Source organism: Pseudomonas chlororaphis, from assembly GCF_001921865.1.
In the GTDB taxonomy this organism is placed as follows: Bacteria; Pseudomonadota; Gammaproteobacteria; order Pseudomonadales; family Pseudomonadaceae; genus Aquipseudomonas; species Aquipseudomonas chlororaphis_D.
This window is the reverse complement of the sequence record NZ_MSCT01000020.1, coordinates 540,455-559,007: the sequence shown is the minus strand read 5'-3', so window position 1 is coordinate 559,007 and position 18,553 is coordinate 540,455. Positions and strand designations below refer to the sequence as shown.

Below are 18,553 nucleotides of genomic sequence, written 5' to 3'. Positions count from 1 at the left end.
GCGATGTTTTGCCCGCGTGGCGACTGGGGCATACTGCGCCGACGTTTTTGGGGGACTTATGCACAGCACGATTAAAGCAACGACCCTGGCGCTGCTGGCCAGCAGCCTGTGGCTGGGCGCCGCGCCGGCCCAGGCCCGTTCCGCGCCGCCCTTGAGCCAGGTGGAAATCCTCAAGGTCGAGTCGGCTTCCTGCGGCCTGGAAGATGTGTCGGACGGCCGCGACAAGACCGCCTGCGATCACCAGGGCCCGAACATCAAGGTCTATGTGCTGGAAATCGGCTACGGCCGCCAGCCGCGGGTGACGCTGGACGGCTTCGAAGTCAACGGCACGCGCGCGGCGGTCTGCGAGGAGGGCTCGAGCCTGGTGCCGTGCGGCAATGCCGGGATCACCGTCGGCTACATCTATACCTTCGACCTGGCCGGCAAGCAGGAAGGGACGTTCACCTTCAGCAACACCTCGCTGAACGCGCCGGGCAACAGCATGAGCGCGCAGATCTACATCAAGTGACGGCGGCGCCCGAACGCGGGAGCCGGGAAAGCTGACTAAGCTTTAAACACCCCTCCCGCGGACACCGCCCATGACCTTTAGAGCCCTGATCGCCCTCGCCGAGGGCATCGACGACCTGCAAAGCGTGACCCTGATCGATGTGCTGCGCCGCGCCGAAATCGAAGTGCTGGTGGCCAGCGTCGAAGGGCGGCGCATGCTCACCTGCGCCCGCGGCACCCGCCTGACCGCCGACGGCATGCTGGTGGATGTGCTGGCCCAGGCGTTCGACCTGATCGTGCTGCCCGGCGGCGCCGTCGGCGCGCAACACCTGGCGGCGCACCAACCCTTGATGCAACTGCTCAAGGACCAGGCCGCCGCCGGGCGCCTGTTCGCCGGCATCGCCGAAGCCCCGGCGCTGGCCTTGCAGAGTTACGGGGTGCTGCGCCAGCGGCGCATGACCTGCCTGCCCGGCGTCAGCCAGCACTTGGCGGGCTGCACCTTCGTCGACCAGCCGGTGGTGGTGGACGGCAATTGCATCACCGCGCAAGGTTCGGGCGCGGCCCTGGCGTTCGCCCTGACGCTGGTGGAACAACTGTGCGGCAAGGGCAAGCGGGCGGCGGTGGCGGGGGAGTTGCGGGTTTAGCGATCAGCCGACATGAACGGCGATCGGTTCGATGACCGGTAGCAGCTGCTGCTCGGTATGCCAGATATCGTAGTCGGCCTGTACCGCCAGCCAGACCTTGGCCTTGCCTATTCCGGCGCGTTCCAGCCTGACCGCCAGCTCCGGCCGGATCGGCGCGTGGCCATGCAGCACCTTGGACAGATGAGGGCGGGCATAGCCAAGATGCCTGGCCAGTTCCGTCACGCTGATGCCCAGCTCGGGCAATACATCCACCCGCAGTGTTTCACCGGGGTGGGGCGGGTTGTGCATGGGCATGATCCTGCCTCCTGTTCAGTGGTAGTCCAGATAATCGACCAACTCGATATCCGAACCCGCGAAACGAAAAATCACTCGCCAATTGCCCGATACGGTCAGTGACCAGTATTCGCGGCGCTCGCCCTTGAGTGGGTGTAACCGCCATCCCGGGAGGTCGAGATCATCAGGCTCTGTCGCGTGATCCATGAACGGCAGCATGCGCGCCAGGCGCCTCGCATGATCGGCTCGGATCCCTCGAGTCGATCCCGTTTCATAGAAAGCCCTGAGGCCTTTGTGCTGAAAGGATATGATCATGGGGCGAGTGTAAGGCGATACATTACACCTTTCACATCGCCGATGTATTGCAGCGCATGAATTGGACGATCAATGGCGCCCCTGTACACGGCTTGTGTCGACGCTGATTCAGGCTTTGACGTCTTCTTCCACCGGCGCATGCATCCGGTCGCGATTGGCCAGGGTCGGGAACAGTTTTATCCACACCCCGGTCACCAGCAGGGTGCCGACGCCGCCCATGACCACCGCCGGCACGGTGCCGAACCAGTGGGCGGTGAGCCCGGACTCGAACTCGCCGAGCTGGTTCGAGGCGCCGATGAACAGGCCGTTCACCGCGCTGACCCGGCCGCGCATTTCGTCCGGGGTTTCCAGCTGCACGAAAGAGGCGCGGATCACCATGCTGATCATGTCCGCCGCGCCCAGCACCACCAGCACCGCGAGGGAAAACCAGAACGAGGTCGACAGGCCGAAGGCGATGGTGGCGACGCCGAACACGCCGACGGCGGTGAACATCACTCGCCCGACATGCCGGTCGACGGCAAAGCGCGCCAGCCACAGTGACATCAGCAGCGCGCCCACCGCCGGTGCCGAGCGCAGCAGGCCCAGGCCCCAGGCGCCGGTGAGCAGGATGTCCTTGGCGAACACCGGCAACAACGCAGTGGCGCCGCCCAGCAGCACGGCGAACAGGTCCAGGGAGATCGCCCCGAGGATGTCCGGGCGGCTGCGGATGAAACGGATTCCCGCGAGCAGCGAGTCCAGGGTGGCCTTGCCCTTGTTCAGCGGCGTCTGCCGCGCGGGCAGGTTGAGCATCAGACAGCAGGCAATCACATACAGCAGCACCGTCGGGCCGTAGACCCACACGCTGCCAAAGGCATAGAGCAGGCCGCCGAGGGCCGGGGCGACGATGGTCGCCGATTGCTGGGCCGACTGGGCGGCGGCCACCGCGCGGGGGAACAGGGCGCTGGGCACGATGCTTGGCAGCAGCGCCTGGGTGGTAGGCATCTCGAAGGAGCGGGCGGCGCCCAGCAGGAAGGCGAGGATGAAGATCATCTCGCGGGTGACGTTGTGGGTGGCGCTGCCGATGGCCAGCGACAGGGCGATCAGCGCCTGCAGCGACTGGCAGATGGCCGCTACCTTGCGCCGGTCGTAGCGGTCCGCCACATGCCCGGTGTGCAGCATGAACAGCACCCGCGGGGCGAATTCCACCAGCCCGACCAGGCCCAGGTCGAGCACGTTGCCGGTCAATTGGTAGAGGTTCCAGCCAATGGCCACGGTGAGCATCTGGAAGCCGCTGGCGGTGAAGATACGCGCCAGCCAGAAAGCCATGAAAGGACGATGGTGACGAAGCAGGAGAGGCGCTGGGCTGGGCATCTGAGGGCGGATCTGAGGCGAGGACAGGGCGAGATTATCACCAACTTGTAACCAATAGTTGCCGCGCCCGGAAAAATCGTTAGCTATGTATCTATCCCCGCAAACCTCGGCAGCCCACTGTAGGAGCGAGCTTGCTCGCGATGGCTACGCCGCGGTTTGTCTGAACGCCGCGGGTTCCGGATCGCGAGCAAGCTCGCTCCTACGGGGGCCGGATTGGGCCGGGAATGAAGGGGCAAACCCGCGTTCTTGACACGGTGAGGCAAGCTGTCACGCGACAAAAGACCACACAAACCATTGGTCAAAATGCGACTACTCTTTCAACGTTGATTGATCCAGATCAAAACCTTTTCCAAGGCTCGGTCTGGCGGCCTATGGCCAGAATCCCTGCGTCGCGTGGTTTAAAAAAGAACGAATTCAAATTCGCCAGACTCCATATCCGTGGGGGCAGAGTGGGTGCAGGCCTCCTAGCCAGCAGCCGGTATTACCTGACAGAGGAAAGCTTATGTTCGGTTTGGAGGCACTAGATCTCGCCCGAATTCAGTTCGCGTTCACCATCTCGTTCCACATCCTGTTCCCTGCCATCACCATTGGTCTGGCGAGCTACCTCGCGGTGCTCGAAGGTTTGTGGCTCAAGACTCGCGACGACACGTACCGTGACCTGTACCACTTCTGGTCGAAGATCTTCGCCGTCAACTTCGGCATGGGGGTGGTCTCGGGCCTGGTCATGGCCTATCAGTTCGGTACCAACTGGAGCCGGTTCTCCGACTTCGCCGGTTCCGTGACCGGGCCGCTGCTGACGTACGAAGTGCTCACGGCATTCTTCCTCGAAGCCGGCTTCCTCGGCGTGATGCTGTTCGGCTGGAACAGGGTCGGGCGCAAGCTGCACTTCTTCGCCACCGTGATGGTGGCCATCGGTACCTTGATTTCGACCTTCTGGATCCTTTCGTCCAACAGCTGGATGCAGACGCCCCAGGGCTTTGAAATCGTCAACGGGCAAGTGATCCCGGTCGACTGGGTCGCCATTGTTTTCAACCCGTCGTTCCCGTACCGCCTGGCGCACATGGCCACGGCGGCCTTTGTCGCGACGGCGTTCTTCGTCGGTTCTTCTGCCGCCTGGCACTTGTTGCGTGGCCGCGATAACCCGGCCATTCGCCGCATGCTGTCGATGGCCATGTGGATGGCCCTGATCGTCGCGCCGATCCAGGCCGTGATCGGCGACTTCCACGGCCTCAACACCCTCAAGCACCAGCCGGCGAAAATCGCCGCGATCGAAGGCCACTGGGAAAACGTCGGCAACGAGCCGACCCCGCTGATCCTGTTCGGCTGGCCGGACATGAAGGAAGAAAAGACCAAGTACGCGGTCGAGATTCCGTACCTGGGCAGCCTCATCCTCACGCACTCGCTGGACAAGCAAGTGCCGGCGCTCAAGGAGTTCCCGCCGGAAGACCGGCCGAACTCGACCATCGTGTTCTGGTCGTTCCGGATCATGGTCGGCCTGGGCATGCTGATGATCTTCACCGGCCTGTGGAGCCTGTGGCTGCGCAAGCGTGACCGCATCTACCAGAACCGTGCGTTCCTGTACCTGGCGTTGTGGATGGGCCCGTCCGGGTTGATCGCGATCCTCGCCGGCTGGTTCACCACCGAGATCGGCCGCCAGCCGTGGGTGGTGTACGGGCTGATGCGTACCGCGGACGCTTCGTCCGGGCACAGTTTCCTGCAGATGAGCATTACCCTGGCGCTGTTTGTCGTGGTGTATTTCTCGCTGTTCGGCGTGGGTATCGGCTACATGATGCGCCTGGTGCGCAAAGGGCCGAAGACCAACGAGGGCGCGGAAGTCAGCCATGGCGGTCCCGGCCAGAAACGTACGCCGGCCCGTCCGCTGTCGGCCGCCGACGACGATGCCGAAGACACCGGCACCAGCCTGAACAAGGGGAATTGAGCCATGGGTATTGATCTTCCGCTGATCTGGGCCGTGATCATCATCTTCGGCATCATGATGTACGTGGTCATGGACGGCTTCGACCTGGGGATCGGGATTATCTTCCCGTTCGTCAAGGACGAGCGCGACCGCGACGTGATGATGAACACCGTCGCCCCGGTCTGGGACGGCAACGAAACCTGGCTGGTGCTGGGCGGTGCCGCGTTGTTCGGCGCCTTCCCGCTGGCCTATTCGGTGGTGCTCTCGGCGCTGTACATGCCGCTGATCCTGATGCTGATCGGCCTGATCTTCCGTGGCGTGGCCTTCGAGTTTCGCTTCAAGGCCAAGGCCGACAAGCGTCACATCTGGGACAAGGCGTTCATCGGCGGTTCGCTGGCGGCGACCTTCTTCCAGGGCCTGGCGCTGGGGGCGTTCATCGACGGCCTGCCGGTGGTCGACCGCCAGTACGCTGGCGGTTCGATGGACTGGTTCACGCCGTTCACCCTGTTCTGCGGCCTGGCGCTAGTGGTGGCCTACGCCTTGCTCGGCTGCACCTGGCTGATCATGAAGACCGAAGGCAAGCTGCAGGAGCAGATGCATGACCTGGCGCGACCGCTGGCCTACGTGCTGCTGGGCGTGATCGGCATCGTCAGTATCTGGACGCCGCTGGCCCATGAGGAAATCGCCGCGCGCTGGTTCACCCTGCCGAACCTGTTCTGGTTCCTGCCGGTGCCGATCCTGGTGCTGGTGACCCTGTACGGGCTGATCCGCGCGGTGGCCCGCAACGCCCACTACACGCCGTTCCTGCTGACCCTGGTGCTGATCTTCCTCGGCTACAGCGGCCTGGGCATCAGCCTGTGGCCGAACATCGTGCCGCCGTCGATCTCGATCTGGGACGCCGCCGCGCCGCCGCAAAGCCAGGGCTTCATGCTGGTGGGCACGCTGTTCATCATCCCGTTCATCCTGGGTTACACCTTCTGGAGCTACTACGTGTTCCGCGGCAAGGTCACCCACGAAGACGGCTACCACTAGTTCCCGTTCCCTGTAGGAGCGAGCTTGCTCGCGATGGCGTCCTGACAGGCGCCATCGCCCCATTCCGAGAGGAGTACCCGATGATGGCCGACAAACCCTCTTTGCAGGAAATCGAAGCTGCCGAGAAAAAGCCGCTCTGGCAGCGCCTGGGCTGGCTCGCCGGAATCTGGGCCGGCAGCGTGCTGGCGCTGTTCATCGTCGCCAGCCTGATGCGCATGTTCATGAATGCCGCGGGCTTGTCCACTCACTGATTTCACCACCGCTCATCCCATCCCGTTGCCTTGCGGCACGGTTTTACAGCCCTCCTCTGGAGGGTTTTTTTTGCCTGCGGATTCGCGGGTGTCCTGTAGGAGCGAAGCTTGCTCGCGATGAACGATAATGCGGTATTTCAGGTATTTCGCGTCGTCCTCATCGCGAGCAAGCTTCGCTCCTACAAGGCGGGGAGTCGTTACTTGCGGGCCTTGAGGATCACGAACTTGGGCGTGGCGGCCACTTGCTCGACGCCGCGGAACAACCGCGCCAGCTTGCTGTGATAACCCAGGTGGCGGTTGCCGACGATGTACAGCGCGCCGCCGGTCACCAGGGCCTCGCGGGCCTGCTGGAACATGCGCCAGGCGAGGAAGTCGCCGACCACCTGTTGCTGGTGGAAAGGCGGATTGCACAGCACCACGTCCAGCGATTGCGGCTCCTGACCGGCCAGGCCGTCGCCGGCACGCACGATCACCTCACGCTCGCCCAGGGTCACGCGCCAGTTTTCCAGGGCCGATTGCACCGCCATGAACGATTCGTCCACCAGGGTGTACTGGGCGTCGGGGTTGTCCAGGGCGCTGGCGATGGCCAGCACGCCGTTGCCGCAGCCCAGGTCCGCGACCCGGGCCTTGCCGAGGTTTTTCGGCAGGTGCGGGAGGAAAGCGCGGGTGCCGATGTCCAGGCCTTCGCGGCAGAACACGTTGGCGTGGTTGAGCAGCTCGATGGCCGGCTCGTCGAGTGTGTAGCGGCTCGGGTAGGGCGACACCGCTGGAGCTTTCGCCTCCGGGGTGGCGATCAGCAAACGGGCTTTTTTCACCGCCAGCGAAGCCTGGACCGGGCCGATGTAGCGCTCCAGCAGGTCGCCGGCCGCCCGCGGCAAGTGCTTGACCATGGCCGCCGCCACCACCTGGGCCCCCGGGGCCAGCTGGCCTTGCAGGCGGATCAGCTGTTCTTCCAGCAGGGCCAGGGTCTTGGGCACCCGGATCAGCACCCGGTCAAACGGCCCGCTCAGCGGCTCGCTGGCCGGCAGGACCTTGACCGCGTCGAACGGCAGGCCATTGCGCGCCAGGTTTTTCTCCAGCGCCAGGGCGCCGAGAAACGAGTCGCCGCTGCTGCTCACCTCCACGCGTCCGACCAGGCTGGCCGCCAGGGCGCCGAAGCTGTCGTTGAGGACCAGCACCCGGGTCTCTGCCGTCGGTTGCTGTTCGGCCAGGTGATTGAGCAGGTACTCGTCCGCTGCGTCGAAAGCTTGCAGGGGCTCGTTCTGTTGTTCGGGCTGGCGGATCAGGTCGAGCTGGGCGAAGGGGCTTTCGAGCAGGGGCATGGGGCGGACTCTTGGTAATCGGTGAATGCCCTGCCGGCGGGAGGGGCGCAATGCGGGCAGGACCGTTCGGGCAACTGGCGCGCAGGCCGCGCGGCGTGTGCCCGAAGAGGCGGCAATGGTACGTTTTTTTGCGCCCGATTGCCCGCGCTCTATGCCATTACAAACCGCCGGTGTTTCTGCCGCGCGCTTTGCGGGACACTAACGCTATTCGCTTATCGGAGCCTGCCATGACTGCCAGTGCAGAAAAATACACGCGCCAGACCTTGCTCGACGTCCAGCCCCTGACCCCCAGCCTGTTCAGCTTGCGGGCCACGCGGGACGCGGGCTTTCGTTTCCGCGCCGGGCAGTTTGCCCGCCTCGGGGTGAGCAAGGCCGATGGCAGCACGGTGTGGCGCGCGTACTCCATGGTGTCCTCGCCCTTCGACGAGTTTCTCGAGTTCTTCTCCATCGTGGTTCCGGGCGGCGAGTTCACCAGCGAGCTGAGCCGGCTGGGGGAGGGCGATACCCTGCTGGTGGACCGGCAGGCGTTCGGCTACCTGACCCTGGACCGGTTCGTCGACGGTCGCGATCTCTGGCTGCTTTCCACCGGGACCGGGATCGCGCCCTTCGTTTCGATCCTGCAGGACTTCGAGGTCTGGGAAAAATTCGAGCGGATCATCCTGGTTTATAGCGTGCGCGAGGCCAAGGAGCTGGCTTACCAGCAATTGCTGGCCGAGCTCAAACAGCGCGATTATCTGGCGGAGGTCGCCCACAAGCTGCAAGTCATCACCACGGTGACCCGGGAACAGCATCCGGGCAGCCTCAGTGGACGCATCACTCAATTGATCGAGAACGGCGAACTGGAGCGCGTCGCCGGCGTGCCGTTGAACGCCGAACATTCGCGCGTGATGCTCTGCGGTAACCCGCAGATGATCGACGATACCCGCGCCCTGCTCAAACAGCGGGACATGCACCTGAGCCTGACCCGGCGGCCGGGGCAGGTCGCGGTGGAAAACTACTGGTAAGAAAAACGGCGCCGCCTTGTCACAAGGGGCGCCGTCTTTTTACTGCGGCAACTGCCTCAGGGCTTGTTGTTCTGCGCCTTGAGCAGGTCGCGGATCTCGCCCAGCAACGTTTCTTCCTTGGTAGGAGCAGCCGGTGCCACGGCTTCTTCACGCTTCAGGCGGTTGATCGCCTTCACACCCATGAAGATGGCGAAGGCAACGATGATGAAGTCGATCAGGCTCTGGATGAACTTGCCGTAGGCCAGAACCACGGCCGGTGTGTCGCCGACAGCGTCCTTGAGCGTGATCGCCAGGTCGCTGAAATCCACCCCACCGATCAGCAAGCCGATTGGCGGCATCACCACATCGCCGACGAACGACGAAACGATCTTGCCGAATGCCGCGCCGATGATAATACCGACGGCCATATCGACCACGTTACCTTTGACCGCGAAGGCCTTGAACTCACTTAGCACGCCCATAGGTTATTCCCTGTTACAGATGAGGTTGGTGAACGCAGTGTAATTCAGCAAAACGTATCTTGCTCGCAACAACTGCTTACAGCGTTCGGAGTTATCGACCGAGTTAACGGTAAATAGTTTACAAAGTGCCATCAATCAATCGCGCGCGTAATACCCGTACTTTTTATCCGGGGCCAACCTATTTTCTCAATCGGACTGTTGCGACCTTTCTATTTAGAGTTCGACTCTTTGGTCACTAGCCTCTGGCAGACGCACCTGGATGCGTTTGATTAAAACCAGAGGAATAAAACATGACCCTGATCATTGGCCTTGGGACTCTTTCCCAGCGACGCGTACTGGGCGTACTCGCCGCCAGTATGCTTTCCCTTTCCGTGCAGGCCGCCACACTGACCCGCGATAACGGCGCCGCGGTGGGCGACAACCAGAACTCGCAGACGGCAGGCGCTACCGGGCCGGTCCTGTTGCAGGACGTGCAACTGATCCAGAAGCTCCAGCGCTTCGACCGCGAGCGCATTCCAGAGCGGGTGGTGCATGCTCGCGGTACCGGCGCCCATGGCTCCTTCACCGTGACCGACGGCCTTGGCGACCTGACCAAGGCCAAGGTGTTCGCCGCCGGCGAAGTCACGCCGGTCTTCGTGCGTTTCTCCGCGGTCGTGCATGGCAACCATTCGCCGGAAACCCTGCGTGACCCACGTGGTTTCGCCACCAAGTTCTATACCGCCGAAGGCAACTGGGACCTGGTCGGCAATAACTTTCCGACGTTCTTTATTCGCGATGCGATCAAGTTTCCGGACATGGTCCATGCGTTCAAACCCGACCCGCGCACCAACCTGGACGACGATTCCCGTCGCTTCGATTTCTTCTCCCATGTTCCGGAAGCCACCCGCACCCTGACCGAGCTGTATTCCAACTCCGGCACGCCGGCCAGTTACCGGGAAATGGACGGTAATGGCGTGCACGCCTACAAGTTGGTCAATGCCAAGGGCGAAGTGCATTACGTGAAGTTTCACTGGAAGAGTTTGCAGGGCATCAACAACCTCGATCCGAAACAAGTGGTCGAGGTGCAGGGGCGCGATTACAGCCATATGACCAACGACCTGGTCACCCATATCAACAAAGGCGACTTCCCGAAATGGGACCTGTATGTGCAGGTATTGAAGCCGCAGGACCTGGCCAAGTTCGACTTCGACCCGCTCGATGCCACCAAGATCTGGCCGGGTGTGCCTGAGCGCAAGGTCGGGCAGATGGTGCTCGACCGCAACCCGGGCAACGTGTTCCAGGAAACCGAGCAGGTGGCCATGGCCCCGGCCAACCTGGTGCCGGGGATCGAGCCGTCGGAAGACCGCCTGCTGCAAGGCCGGGTGTTCTCCTATGCCGATACCCAGCTGTACCGCCTGGGCGCCAACGTCCTGCAACTGCCGATCAACGCGCCGAAAGTCGCGGTGAACAACGGCAACCAGGACGGCGCGATGAACATCGGCAGCACCAGCACCGGGGTGAACTATCAACCGAGCCGCCTGTTGCCGCGCGAAGAACCGCAAAGCGCGCGCTACAGCCAACTGGCCCTGAGCGGCAGCACCCAGCAGGCGAAGATCCAGCGCGAGCAGAACTTCAAGCAGGCCGGCGACTTGTATCGCTCGTTCAGCCAGAAGGAACGCCAGGACCTGATCGAGAGCTTTGGCGGTTCGCTGGCGACCACCGATGACGAGAGCAAGCACATCATGCTGTCGTTCCTCTACAAGGCCGACCCGGAGTACGGCGCCGGCGTGACCAAGGTGGCCAAGGGCGACCTGGCCCGGGTCAAGGCCCTGGCTGCGAAACTGTCCGACTGAGTCCCAGTCATGTCACGCCGCTTTGCGGCGTGACACTCTCTTGGTAGGAGCGTGCAAGGAGCTACATCATGCGTCTGTATATTTCTGCGTTTCTAGCCTGTTGCTCGCTGAGTGCTTTCGCGGGGCCGGAGCCTGTACCTGGCGACCCGGCCGCCATGAAAACCCAGCTGCAAAATTACTACTTCGATGCCGCCCGCCGGGGCGACGTCGAGATGCTCGACACCTTTATCGAGGCCGGTTACGCCCTCGATACCCAGGACGAGAAGGGCTACACCGCCTTGATCCTGGCGGCGTATCACGGCCAGGGGCCGGCGGTCGAACGGCTGCTGGCCGCCGGCGCCGATGCCTGCGCCCAGGACAAAAGAGGCAATACCGCGCTGATGGGCGCCATCTTCAAGGGCGAGGTGACGATCGCCCGACGCCTGCTGGCCACCGACTGCAACCCCGACCAGCGCAACGGCGCCGGGCAGACCGCCGCGATGTATGCCGGGCTGTTCAAGCGGGTGGAGTTGCTCGACGTCCTGGCGCGCAAGGGCGCCGACCTGAACGCCGAAGATCCCTTGGGCAACAGCGCCACGCGTCTGGCCAGCGGCGAAATCCACACGGCCGCGCCGCGCTGATCCGCTCCAGCTGAGCTATCATCGCGGTTTTTGCCGGGGGTTCAGATGGCCAAGGCCAAGCGCATGTACGGCTGCACCGAGTGCGGCGCCACCTTTCCCAAATGGGCCGGCCAGTGCGGTGAGTGCGGGGCCTGGAATACCCTGACTGAAACCCTGGTGGAAAGCGGCGGCGCCGCGGCGCCCAGCGGTCGCACCGGTTGGGCCGGGCAGCAGGCGCAGATCAAGACCCTGGCCGAGGTCAGCGTCGAAGAGATCCCGCGGTTTTCCACGGCGTCCGGCGAACTGGACCGGGTACTCGGTGGCGGCCTGGTGGACGGTTCGGTGGTGCTGATCGGCGGCGATCCGGGGATCGGCAAGTCGACCATTCTGTTGCAGACCCTGTGCAACATCGCCACGCGCATGCCGGCGCTCTACGTCACCGGCGAGGAATCCCAACAACAGGTGGCGATGCGCGCCCGGCGCCTGGGCCTGCCTCAGGACCAACTGCGGGTGATGACCGAAACCTGCATCGAAACCATCATCGCCACGGCCCGGCAGGAGAAGCCCAAGGTCATGGTGATCGACTCGATCCAGACCATCTTCACCGAACAACTGCAATCGGCCCCGGGTGGCGTGTCCCAGGTGCGCGAAAGCGCGGCGCTGCTGGTGCGTTACGCCAAGCAGAGCGGCACGGCGATCTTCCTGGTCGGCCACGTGACCAAGGAAGGTGCGCTGGCCGGGCCGCGGGTCCTGGAGCACATGGTCGACACCGTGCTGTATTTCGAAGGCGAGTCCGACGGCCGCCTGCGCCTGCTGCGGGCGGTAAAGAACCGTTTCGGCGCGGTCAACGAACTGGGCGTGTTCGGCATGACCGACCGCGGCCTGAAGGAAGTGTCCAACCCTTCGGCGATTTTCCTTACCCGGGCCCAGGAAGAGGTCCCGGGCAGCGTGGTCATGGCCACCTGGGAAGGCACCCGGCCGATGCTGGTGGAAGTCCAGGCGCTGGTGGATGACAGCCACCTGGCCAACCCGCGGCGGGTCACCCTGGGCCTGGACCAGAACCGCCTGGCGATGCTGCTGGCGGTGCTGCATCGCCACGGCGGCATCCCGACCCACGACCAGGACGTGTTCCTCAACGTGGTCGGCGGGGTCAAGGTGCTGGAAACCGCGTCCGACCTGGCGCTGATGGCGGCGGTGATGTCGAGCCTGCGCAACCGACCCTTGCCCCACGACCTGTTGGTGTTCGGCGAAGTCGGCCTGTCCGGCGAAGTGCGTCCGGTGCCGAGCGGCCAGGAGCGCCTCAAGGAGGCGGCCAAGCACGGCTTCAAGCGGGCCATCGTGCCCAAGGGCAATGCGCCGAAAGAAGCGCCGCAAGGTTTGCGGATCATTGCGGTAACCCGTTTGGAACAGGCGCTGGATGCGCTGTTCGAATAAACCATGTGCCACTGAAAGGATGCAGTTCATGCGGATGACAGGAGCGGGCCTTGGCGCCCTCGGTTTCGTGCTGTGCTGGGGCGGCGGCCTGGCGCTGGCCAGCCAGGAAGACGCGCCGCGTGGCTATCGGATCGCCCAGGAGTTGCTGGTCGGCGACGGTACGGTGCTCGAGGTGCTGGAAGACCGGCGCATCACCGCGCAATTGCATGCCCAGAGCTGGGGCAGCGGCCTGGACGAAGAGACCTTCGACGAGTCGACCGACAGCGAGCACCAGCCGCAGTTGCAAGCGCGGGTGCGCCTGGTTTCGGACGTCGGAGAAGTGCTTGCCGAGCAGGCCTTGGGCTACCCGTTGGCCAAGGTGGAAAAGGCACCGCTCAGCGGCCTGCCGTACCCGGCGTTTTTCCTCACTGTGGATCAGACGGCGCCCATGGGCACTTACAGCGGTCCGGCGACGCAGATCCTGGCGCCGACCCGCAGCCGGCTGGAGCCGCTGGTCTATCGTGACGAAGACGGCAAGCAGCGTCCGCTGACAATGGCCCAGACCGGCAAGGCGGCCTGGCAGGTCCTGTCGTCGACCCAGGCGGGCAGCACCGACTCGATCGCCCAGGTGTCTTCGGCGCCTGCCAGTGAAGGGGATGATTTCGTGACCACCTACCGCATCTATCGCTGGGTGGATGGGCAATGGACCACTGCCAGTCGACAGCAGCCCGGTTACTGGGATGCGGAAAGCGAATTTCCCGAGCCCGCGGCATTTCCTTGAACGCTCAATGAGAACGGTGGGCGCTCAGACCTCGATCAGCGCCCCCAGCTCGCGCTCCAGTTCCTGCGGGTCGGCAAGGTTGAACTCGATCAACCGGCGCAGATGCTCGATCGATTCCAGGTCTATATGCAGGCAGACGAAGCCCAACTGGCCGTGATCGTCGTGCGCCAGTTGCACGTCCATGCGTACGTCGGCGTCAGTGCTCAAATGGATATCGGCTTTGAACGGCAGGCTTGCGTCCCCCTGCCAGGGCTCGGGACGCTGGATCAACATGCCCTTGAGCGAGAGGTCGAGCAATTGCACGGACCAGCGTTGAGAGCCCTGGCTCAGTTCGGTGCGGGCATCGAAGGCGATGCGTTTGAAACGGCGACGATCGGAATGGTGTTCGCTCATGAGCAGCCCCTCTGCATGGTGCAGTGACTATAGACCCCGGTTCGGCGCCTGCGCTATAGCCGGCGGCCCCCTTGCGACAAGAGTCACGGTCGCCGACGGCATGCACCTTTGATCATCCCGTTCCAGAGAGAGCCGCGCTTCGCAAAGGGTTGCATCAGGTACTGCAAAGAGGCGGGAAAATGCTTAAAAGAATGCTCTAGACCAATGTGGGGGTGGCCTTTGGGGCCAGTAGCGCTAAACTCCGAGGGCTGTCTTTCTTGTCCACTCTGGCTGGAATAATAAAATGAAAAATAATAATAGCCCGCTCCGCCACTTACCCTGGCTGGTGTTGGCAATCGTGGGAGCGTGCGCCTTAGGCGTAGTGGCATTGCGCCGCGGCGAGGCGATCAACGCCTTGTGGATCGTGGTTGCTGCCGTGGCCATCTACCTGGTCGCCTACCGCTACTACAGCCTGTTCATCGCCAATAACGTGATGCAACTCGACCCGCGTCGGGCCACTCCCGCCGTGCTCAACAACGACGGTCTGGACTACGTGCCGACCAACAAACACATCCTCTTCGGCCACCACTTCGCGGCCATCGCTGGCGCAGGTCCTCTCGTGGGCCCGGTATTGGCGGCGCAGATGGGCTACCTGCCCGGCACCCTGTGGCTGATTGCCGGGGTGGTGCTGGCCGGCGCGGTGCAGGACTTCATGGTCCTGTTCCTCTCCACCCGGCGCAACGGCCGCTCCCTGGGCGACATGGTCCGCGAGGAAATGGGCCGCATCCCCGGCACCATCGCCCTGTTCGGCTGCTTCCTGATCATGATCATCATCCTCGCGGTGCTGGCGCTGATCGTGGTCAAGGCCCTGGCCGAGAGCCCGTGGGGCATCTTCACGGTGATGGCGACCATCCCGATCGCGATGTTCATGGGCGTGTACATGCGCTACATCCGCCCGGGCCGCATCGGCGAGATCTCGATCATCGGCGTGCTCCTGCTGCTGGGCTCGATCTGGCTGGGCGGGCAGATCGCCGCCGACCCGGTGTGGGCCAAGGCCTTCACCTTCACCGGCGTGCAGATCACCTGGATGCTGATCGGCTACGGCTTCGTCGCCGCGGTACTGCCGGTGTGGCTGATCCTGGCGCCGCGCGACTACCTGTCGACCTTCCTCAAGATCGGCACCATCATCGCCCTGGCGATCGGCATCCTGATCACCATGCCCGAGCTGAAAATGCCGGCCCTGACCCAGTTCACCGACGGCACCGGCCCGGTGTGGAAGGGCGGCCTGTTCCCGTTCCTGTTCATCACCATCGCCTGCGGCGCGGTGTCCGGCTTCCACGCGCTGATCTCCTCGGGGACCACGCCCAAGTTGCTGGATAACGAAACCAACGCCCGCTACATCGGTTACGGCGGCATGCTGATGGAGTCCTTCGTGGCCATCATGGCGATGGTCGCCGCCTCGGTGATCGAGCCGGGCGTGTACTTCGCCATGAACAGCCCGGCGGCCATCGTCGGCGGCGACGTGGTGACCGTGGCGCAGACCGTCAGCAGCTGGGGCTTTGCCATCACCCCTGATCAGTTACAGGCGGTGGCCAAGGACATCGGTGAAACCACCATCCTCGCCCGTGCCGGCGGCGCGCCGACCCTGGCGGTGGGCATCGCGCAGATCCTGCACACGGTGTTGCCGGGTGAAAACACCATGGCCTTCTGGTACCACTTCGCGATCCTGTTCGAGGCGCTGTTCATCCTCACCGCGGTGGACGCCGGCACCCGCGCCGGGCGCTTTATGCTGCAGGACCTGCTGGGTTCCTTCGTGCCGGCGCTGAAACGCACCGAATCCTGGACCGCCAACCTGATCGCCACCGCCGGCTGCGTGGCCCTCTGGGGTTACCTGCTGTACCAGGGCGTGATCGACCCGCTGGGTGGCATCAACACCTTGTGGCCGCTGTTCGGCATCTCCAACCAGATGCTGGCCGGTATCGCCCTGATGCTGGGCACCGTGGTGCTGATCAAGATGAAGCGCCAGCGCTACATCTGGGTCACCCTGCTGCCGGCGGCCTGGCTGCTGATCTGCACCACCACCGCGGGCCTGATCAAGCTGTTCGACCCAAGCCCGGCGGTGGGTTTCCTGGCCCTGGCGAAGAAGTACAGCGACGCCCTGGCCGCCGGCCAGGTGGTGGCCCCGGCCAAGAGCATCGAACAGATGCAGCACGTGATCTTCAACGCCTACACCAACGCCACGCTGACGGTGCTGTTCCTGCTGGTGGTGTTCAGCATCCTGTTCTATGCGCTCAAGGTCGGCATCGCCGCCTGGGGCAACAAGGAGCGCACGGATAAAGAAGCGCCGTTCCAGGCCCTGCCGGACGCGTAAACGAGGACTGCAACCATGTTCAATGACCTGAGTCGCCTCGGTAAATACCTCGGTCAGGCCGCGCGCCTGATGGTCGGCATGCCCGACTACGACAATTACGTCGAGCATATGCAGGCCAAGCACCCGGACCAGCCGGTGATGAGCTACGAGGCGTTCTTTCGGGAACGCCAGGAGGCGCGCTACGGCGGCAAGTCCGGACCGAAATGCTGTTGAAACGTAGCATCGGGTAATACCCTCTGTAGGAGCCAGTTTGCTGGCGATAGCGATCTCGCAGACGCCATCGCCAGCAAGCTGGCTCCTACAGTCTTTTCTGCCCATGGGAGATTTTATGTCGCTGTCCCCAATCCCCGTCACCGTGCTCAGCGGTTTCCTTGGCGCCGGCAAGACCACCTTGCTGCGTCACCTGCTCAAGGCCGAGCACGGCCTGAAAATCGCCGTGATCGAAAACGAATTCAGCGAGGCCGGTATCGACACCCAGTTGCTGGGCGACGAGCCGGTACAAGTGATGACGCTGTCCAATGGCTGCGTCTGCTGCACCATCCACACCGATCTGACCAAGGCCCTGTACCTGCTGCTGGAACGGCGGGACAGCGGCGAGATCACCTTCGACCGGCTGGTGATCGAATGCACCGGGCTGGCCGATCCCGCGCCCGTGGCCCAGACCTTCTTCATCGACGAAGAGCTGCGCGAGCGTTACATCCTCGACGGCATCATTACCCTGGTGGACGCCAAACACGCCGAACACCACCTGACCCAAACCATCGCCCAGGCCCAGATCGGCTTCGCCGACCGCCTGCTGGTGAGCAAGCGCGACCTGGTGGACGAGCCGGCCTTCAATGCCCTGAGCGAACGCCTGACCCGGATCAACCGTCGCGCGCCGATCCGTGTGGTCGAGCATGGGCGGATCGACCTGGCCGAACTGCTGGATGTGCGCGGCTTCAACCTGAATGCCGACCTCGGCGGCGGCATCAGCTTGCGTCCGGTCAGCAAGGCGCCTTCCATCGACCGTATTTCCAGCCTGGTGCTGCGCACCGATGCGCCGCTGGATATCGACCGCCTCAGCGCGTTCATGAACGAGCTGCTGGAAGAACACGGCAAGCAACTGCTGCGCTACAAGGGCGTACTGAGCATTGCCGGCGAGCCGCGGCGCCTGGTGTTCCAGGGCGTCCTCAAACTGTACGGTTTCGACTGGGATAGCGAATGGGCCGACGGCGAGCCGCGCGAGAGCGTGATCGTGTTCATTGCCGACGATCTGCCGGAAGAGAAGATCCGGGCCGGGTTCGCGCGGATGGTGGGGGAGTAGTTTCCTTAGCGCTTTCACCGATGCCATCGCGAGCAAGCTCGCTCCTACAGGGGGGTATGGAAAACCTGTAGGAGCGAGCTTGCTCGCGAAACGATCTTGGGCTCGGCGCGTTATTTCGACCCTGCGCTGGCCTTCAGCAACCTCTCCTCCAGGTGATCCAGGTGCCCGGTCATCAGGCCGACCGCCGTCTTTATGTCAGCGTCTTCGATGGCATCGACAATCGCCGCGTGTTCCTGCCAGGCGCAATGGCTGCAGGCGCGTGTCTGGTGATGGGCAATCGCCAGTGACGTCAGCGGTACCAGGCTGCCGAGAAAATGCGCCAGGGGCGCGTTGCCGGCCACCTCCGCCAATTGCAGGTGAAACTCGCCGGACAGGCGGATCGCCGGACCGCGCAGGCCGCGTTTGATACAGTCGCGCTCGCCGGCGATCAACTCCCGCAGGCGTTTCAGGTCGCGGGGAGCCGGTTGTTGGCAGGCGAGCCGGACCAGGGTGATCTCCGTCAGGCGCCGGGCGTGCAGGATCTGCCGCGTTTGTTCATGGTCCGGGGCCGCCACCTGGGGCCGGTGGTTGGGTCGCAGGATAACCACCTGCTGATGGGACAAACGCGCCAGCACCTGGCGAATGATGCTGCGGCTGACCCCGAATACTTCGCCGAGGCTGTCCTCGGTGAAACGGCTGGCAGGGGCGATGCGTTGTTCGAGAATGGCGTCGAAAATCTGCGGGTAGACGTCGTCGACCAACAGTTTCTTCTCGCCCGTGCGCCGCCGTGGCAGTGCTTCGGCGAGGGGGAAGGCAAGTTTGTTCAAGGCGTAGCTGGCCATGGCCT

General features: G+C 63.7%; 20 protein-coding genes. 13 read left to right on the top strand and 7 right to left on the bottom strand.

The window, feature by feature from the left end; genetic code table 11:
* The first annotated feature begins 58 nt into the window (after positions 1–58).
* Positions 59–508, top strand: coding sequence for a DUF4879 domain-containing protein (locus tag BTN82_RS25615; protein ID WP_075121845.1), 450 nt, complete (start codon positions 59–61; stop codon positions 506–508).
* Positions 509–578: 70 nt separating this feature from the next.
* Positions 579–1,130: a DJ-1 family glyoxalase III gene (locus BTN82_RS25610; protein WP_075121844.1), complete on the top strand. Its 552-nt coding sequence runs from the start codon at positions 579–581 to the stop codon at positions 1,128–1,130.
* 3 nt (positions 1,131–1,133) lie between these two features.
* On the opposite strand, the gene BTN82_RS25605 is transcribed toward BTN82_RS25610, so the two are convergent.
* The 3 genes from BTN82_RS25605 to BTN82_RS25595 all read right to left on the bottom strand — a co-directional run bounded on the left by BTN82_RS25605 (position 1,134) and on the right by BTN82_RS25595 (position 3,068).
* Positions 1,134–1,424 (bottom strand): HigA family addiction module antitoxin, encoded by a 291-nt coding sequence (locus BTN82_RS25605; RefSeq protein ID WP_075121843.1) that lies wholly within the window; start codon positions 1,422–1,424, stop codon positions 1,134–1,136.
* Between the two features lie 15 nt (positions 1,425–1,439).
* On the bottom strand, positions 1,440–1,718 hold the full coding sequence (locus BTN82_RS25600) for a type II toxin-antitoxin system RelE/ParE family toxin (protein ID WP_075121842.1): 279 nt from the start codon (positions 1,716–1,718) through the stop codon (positions 1,440–1,442).
* A 108-nt stretch (positions 1,719–1,826) separates the two neighbouring features.
* A complete protein-coding gene (locus tag BTN82_RS25595; protein WP_075121841.1) occupies positions 1,827–3,068 on the bottom strand; it encodes an MFS transporter in 1,242 nt (413 codons plus the stop codon).
* 502 nt (positions 3,069–3,570) lie between these two features.
* Here BTN82_RS25595 and BTN82_RS25590 point away from each other — a divergent pair.
* The 3 genes from BTN82_RS25590 (at position 3,571) to BTN82_RS25580 (ending at position 6,269) form a co-directional block, all read left to right on the top strand.
* Positions 3,571–5,007: a cytochrome ubiquinol oxidase subunit I gene (locus tag BTN82_RS25590; protein WP_075121840.1), complete on the top strand. Its 1,437-nt coding sequence runs from the start codon at positions 3,571–3,573 to the stop codon at positions 5,005–5,007.
* Between the two features lie 3 nt (positions 5,008–5,010).
* Positions 5,011–6,018, top strand: a complete 1,008-nt coding sequence (cydB, locus tag BTN82_RS25585) for a cytochrome d ubiquinol oxidase subunit II (protein ID WP_075121839.1) — start codon at positions 5,011–5,013, stop codon at positions 6,016–6,018.
* Positions 6,019–6,101: 83 nt separating this feature from the next.
* On the top strand, positions 6,102–6,269 hold the full coding sequence (locus tag BTN82_RS25580; protein ID WP_075122018.1) for a DUF2474 domain-containing protein: 168 nt from the start codon (positions 6,102–6,104) through the stop codon (positions 6,267–6,269).
* A 197-nt stretch (positions 6,270–6,466) separates the two neighbouring features.
* Here the strand turns inward: BTN82_RS25580 and BTN82_RS25575 are convergent, their stop codons facing one another.
* Positions 6,467–7,591 carry a methyltransferase gene (locus tag BTN82_RS25575; RefSeq protein WP_075121838.1) on the bottom strand — a complete coding sequence of 375 codons (1,125 nt, stop codon included), beginning with the start codon at positions 7,589–7,591 and terminating at the stop codon, positions 6,467–6,469.
* Positions 7,592–7,818: 227 nt separating this feature from the next.
* On the opposite strand from BTN82_RS25575, the gene BTN82_RS25570 reads away from it, so the two are divergent.
* Positions 7,819–8,595 carry a ferredoxin--NADP reductase gene (locus tag BTN82_RS25570; protein WP_075121837.1) on the top strand — a complete coding sequence of 259 codons (777 nt, stop codon included), beginning with the start codon at positions 7,819–7,821 and terminating at the stop codon, positions 8,593–8,595.
* 56 nt (positions 8,596–8,651) lie between these two features.
* Here BTN82_RS25570 and mscL read toward each other — a convergent pair whose 3' ends face one another.
* A complete protein-coding gene (mscL, locus tag BTN82_RS25565; RefSeq protein WP_075121836.1) occupies positions 8,652–9,056 on the bottom strand; it encodes a large-conductance mechanosensitive channel protein MscL in 405 nt (134 codons plus the stop codon).
* Positions 9,057–9,346: 290 nt separating this feature from the next.
* On the opposite strand from mscL, the gene katB reads away from it, so the two are divergent.
* The 4 genes from katB to BTN82_RS25545 all read left to right on the top strand — a co-directional run bounded on the left by katB (position 9,347) and on the right by BTN82_RS25545 (position 13,681).
* Positions 9,347–10,888, top strand: a complete 1,542-nt coding sequence (gene katB / locus BTN82_RS25560; RefSeq protein ID WP_075121835.1) for a catalase KatB — start codon at positions 9,347–9,349, stop codon at positions 10,886–10,888.
* A 68-nt stretch (positions 10,889–10,956) separates the two neighbouring features.
* On the top strand, positions 10,957–11,508 hold the full coding sequence (locus BTN82_RS25555) for an ankyrin repeat domain-containing protein (RefSeq protein ID WP_075121834.1): 552 nt from the start codon (positions 10,957–10,959) through the stop codon (positions 11,506–11,508).
* A gap of 45 nt (positions 11,509–11,553) precedes the next feature.
* The gene (gene radA, locus BTN82_RS25550; RefSeq protein ID WP_075121833.1) at positions 11,554–12,921 is read left to right on the top strand and encodes a DNA repair protein RadA; all 1,368 of its coding nucleotides are present in this window, start codon (positions 11,554–11,556) and stop codon (positions 12,919–12,921) included.
* A gap of 28 nt (positions 12,922–12,949) precedes the next feature.
* A complete protein-coding gene (locus BTN82_RS25545; RefSeq protein ID WP_075121832.1) occupies positions 12,950–13,681 on the top strand; it encodes a hypothetical protein in 732 nt (243 codons plus the stop codon).
* Positions 13,682–13,705: 24 nt separating this feature from the next.
* Here BTN82_RS25545 and BTN82_RS25540 read toward each other — a convergent pair whose 3' ends face one another.
* Positions 13,706–14,074 (bottom strand): PilZ domain-containing protein, encoded by a 369-nt coding sequence (locus BTN82_RS25540; RefSeq protein WP_075121831.1) that lies wholly within the window; start codon positions 14,072–14,074, stop codon positions 13,706–13,708.
* Positions 14,075–14,357: 283 nt separating this feature from the next.
* Here BTN82_RS25540 and BTN82_RS25535 point away from each other — a divergent pair, with 283 nt between their 5' ends.
* The 3 genes from BTN82_RS25535 (at position 14,358) to yjiA (ending at position 17,727) form a co-directional block, all read left to right on the top strand.
* Positions 14,358–16,424, top strand: coding sequence for a carbon starvation CstA family protein (locus BTN82_RS25535; protein WP_075121830.1), 2,067 nt, complete (start codon positions 14,358–14,360; stop codon positions 16,422–16,424).
* Between the two features lie 15 nt (positions 16,425–16,439).
* Positions 16,440–16,637, top strand: a complete 198-nt coding sequence (locus BTN82_RS25530) for a YbdD/YjiX family protein (protein ID WP_075121829.1) — start codon at positions 16,440–16,442, stop codon at positions 16,635–16,637.
* A 103-nt stretch (positions 16,638–16,740) separates the two neighbouring features.
* The gene (gene yjiA, locus BTN82_RS25525) at positions 16,741–17,727 is read left to right on the top strand and encodes a GTPase (RefSeq protein ID WP_410002839.1); all 987 of its coding nucleotides are present in this window, start codon (positions 16,741–16,743) and stop codon (positions 17,725–17,727) included.
* 110 nt (positions 17,728–17,837) lie between these two features.
* Here the strand turns inward: yjiA and BTN82_RS25520 are convergent, their stop codons facing one another.
* Positions 17,838–18,548 (bottom strand): GntR family transcriptional regulator, encoded by a 711-nt coding sequence (locus BTN82_RS25520; protein ID WP_075121827.1) that lies wholly within the window; start codon positions 18,546–18,548, stop codon positions 17,838–17,840.
* Positions 18,549–18,553: the final 5 nt, after the last annotated feature.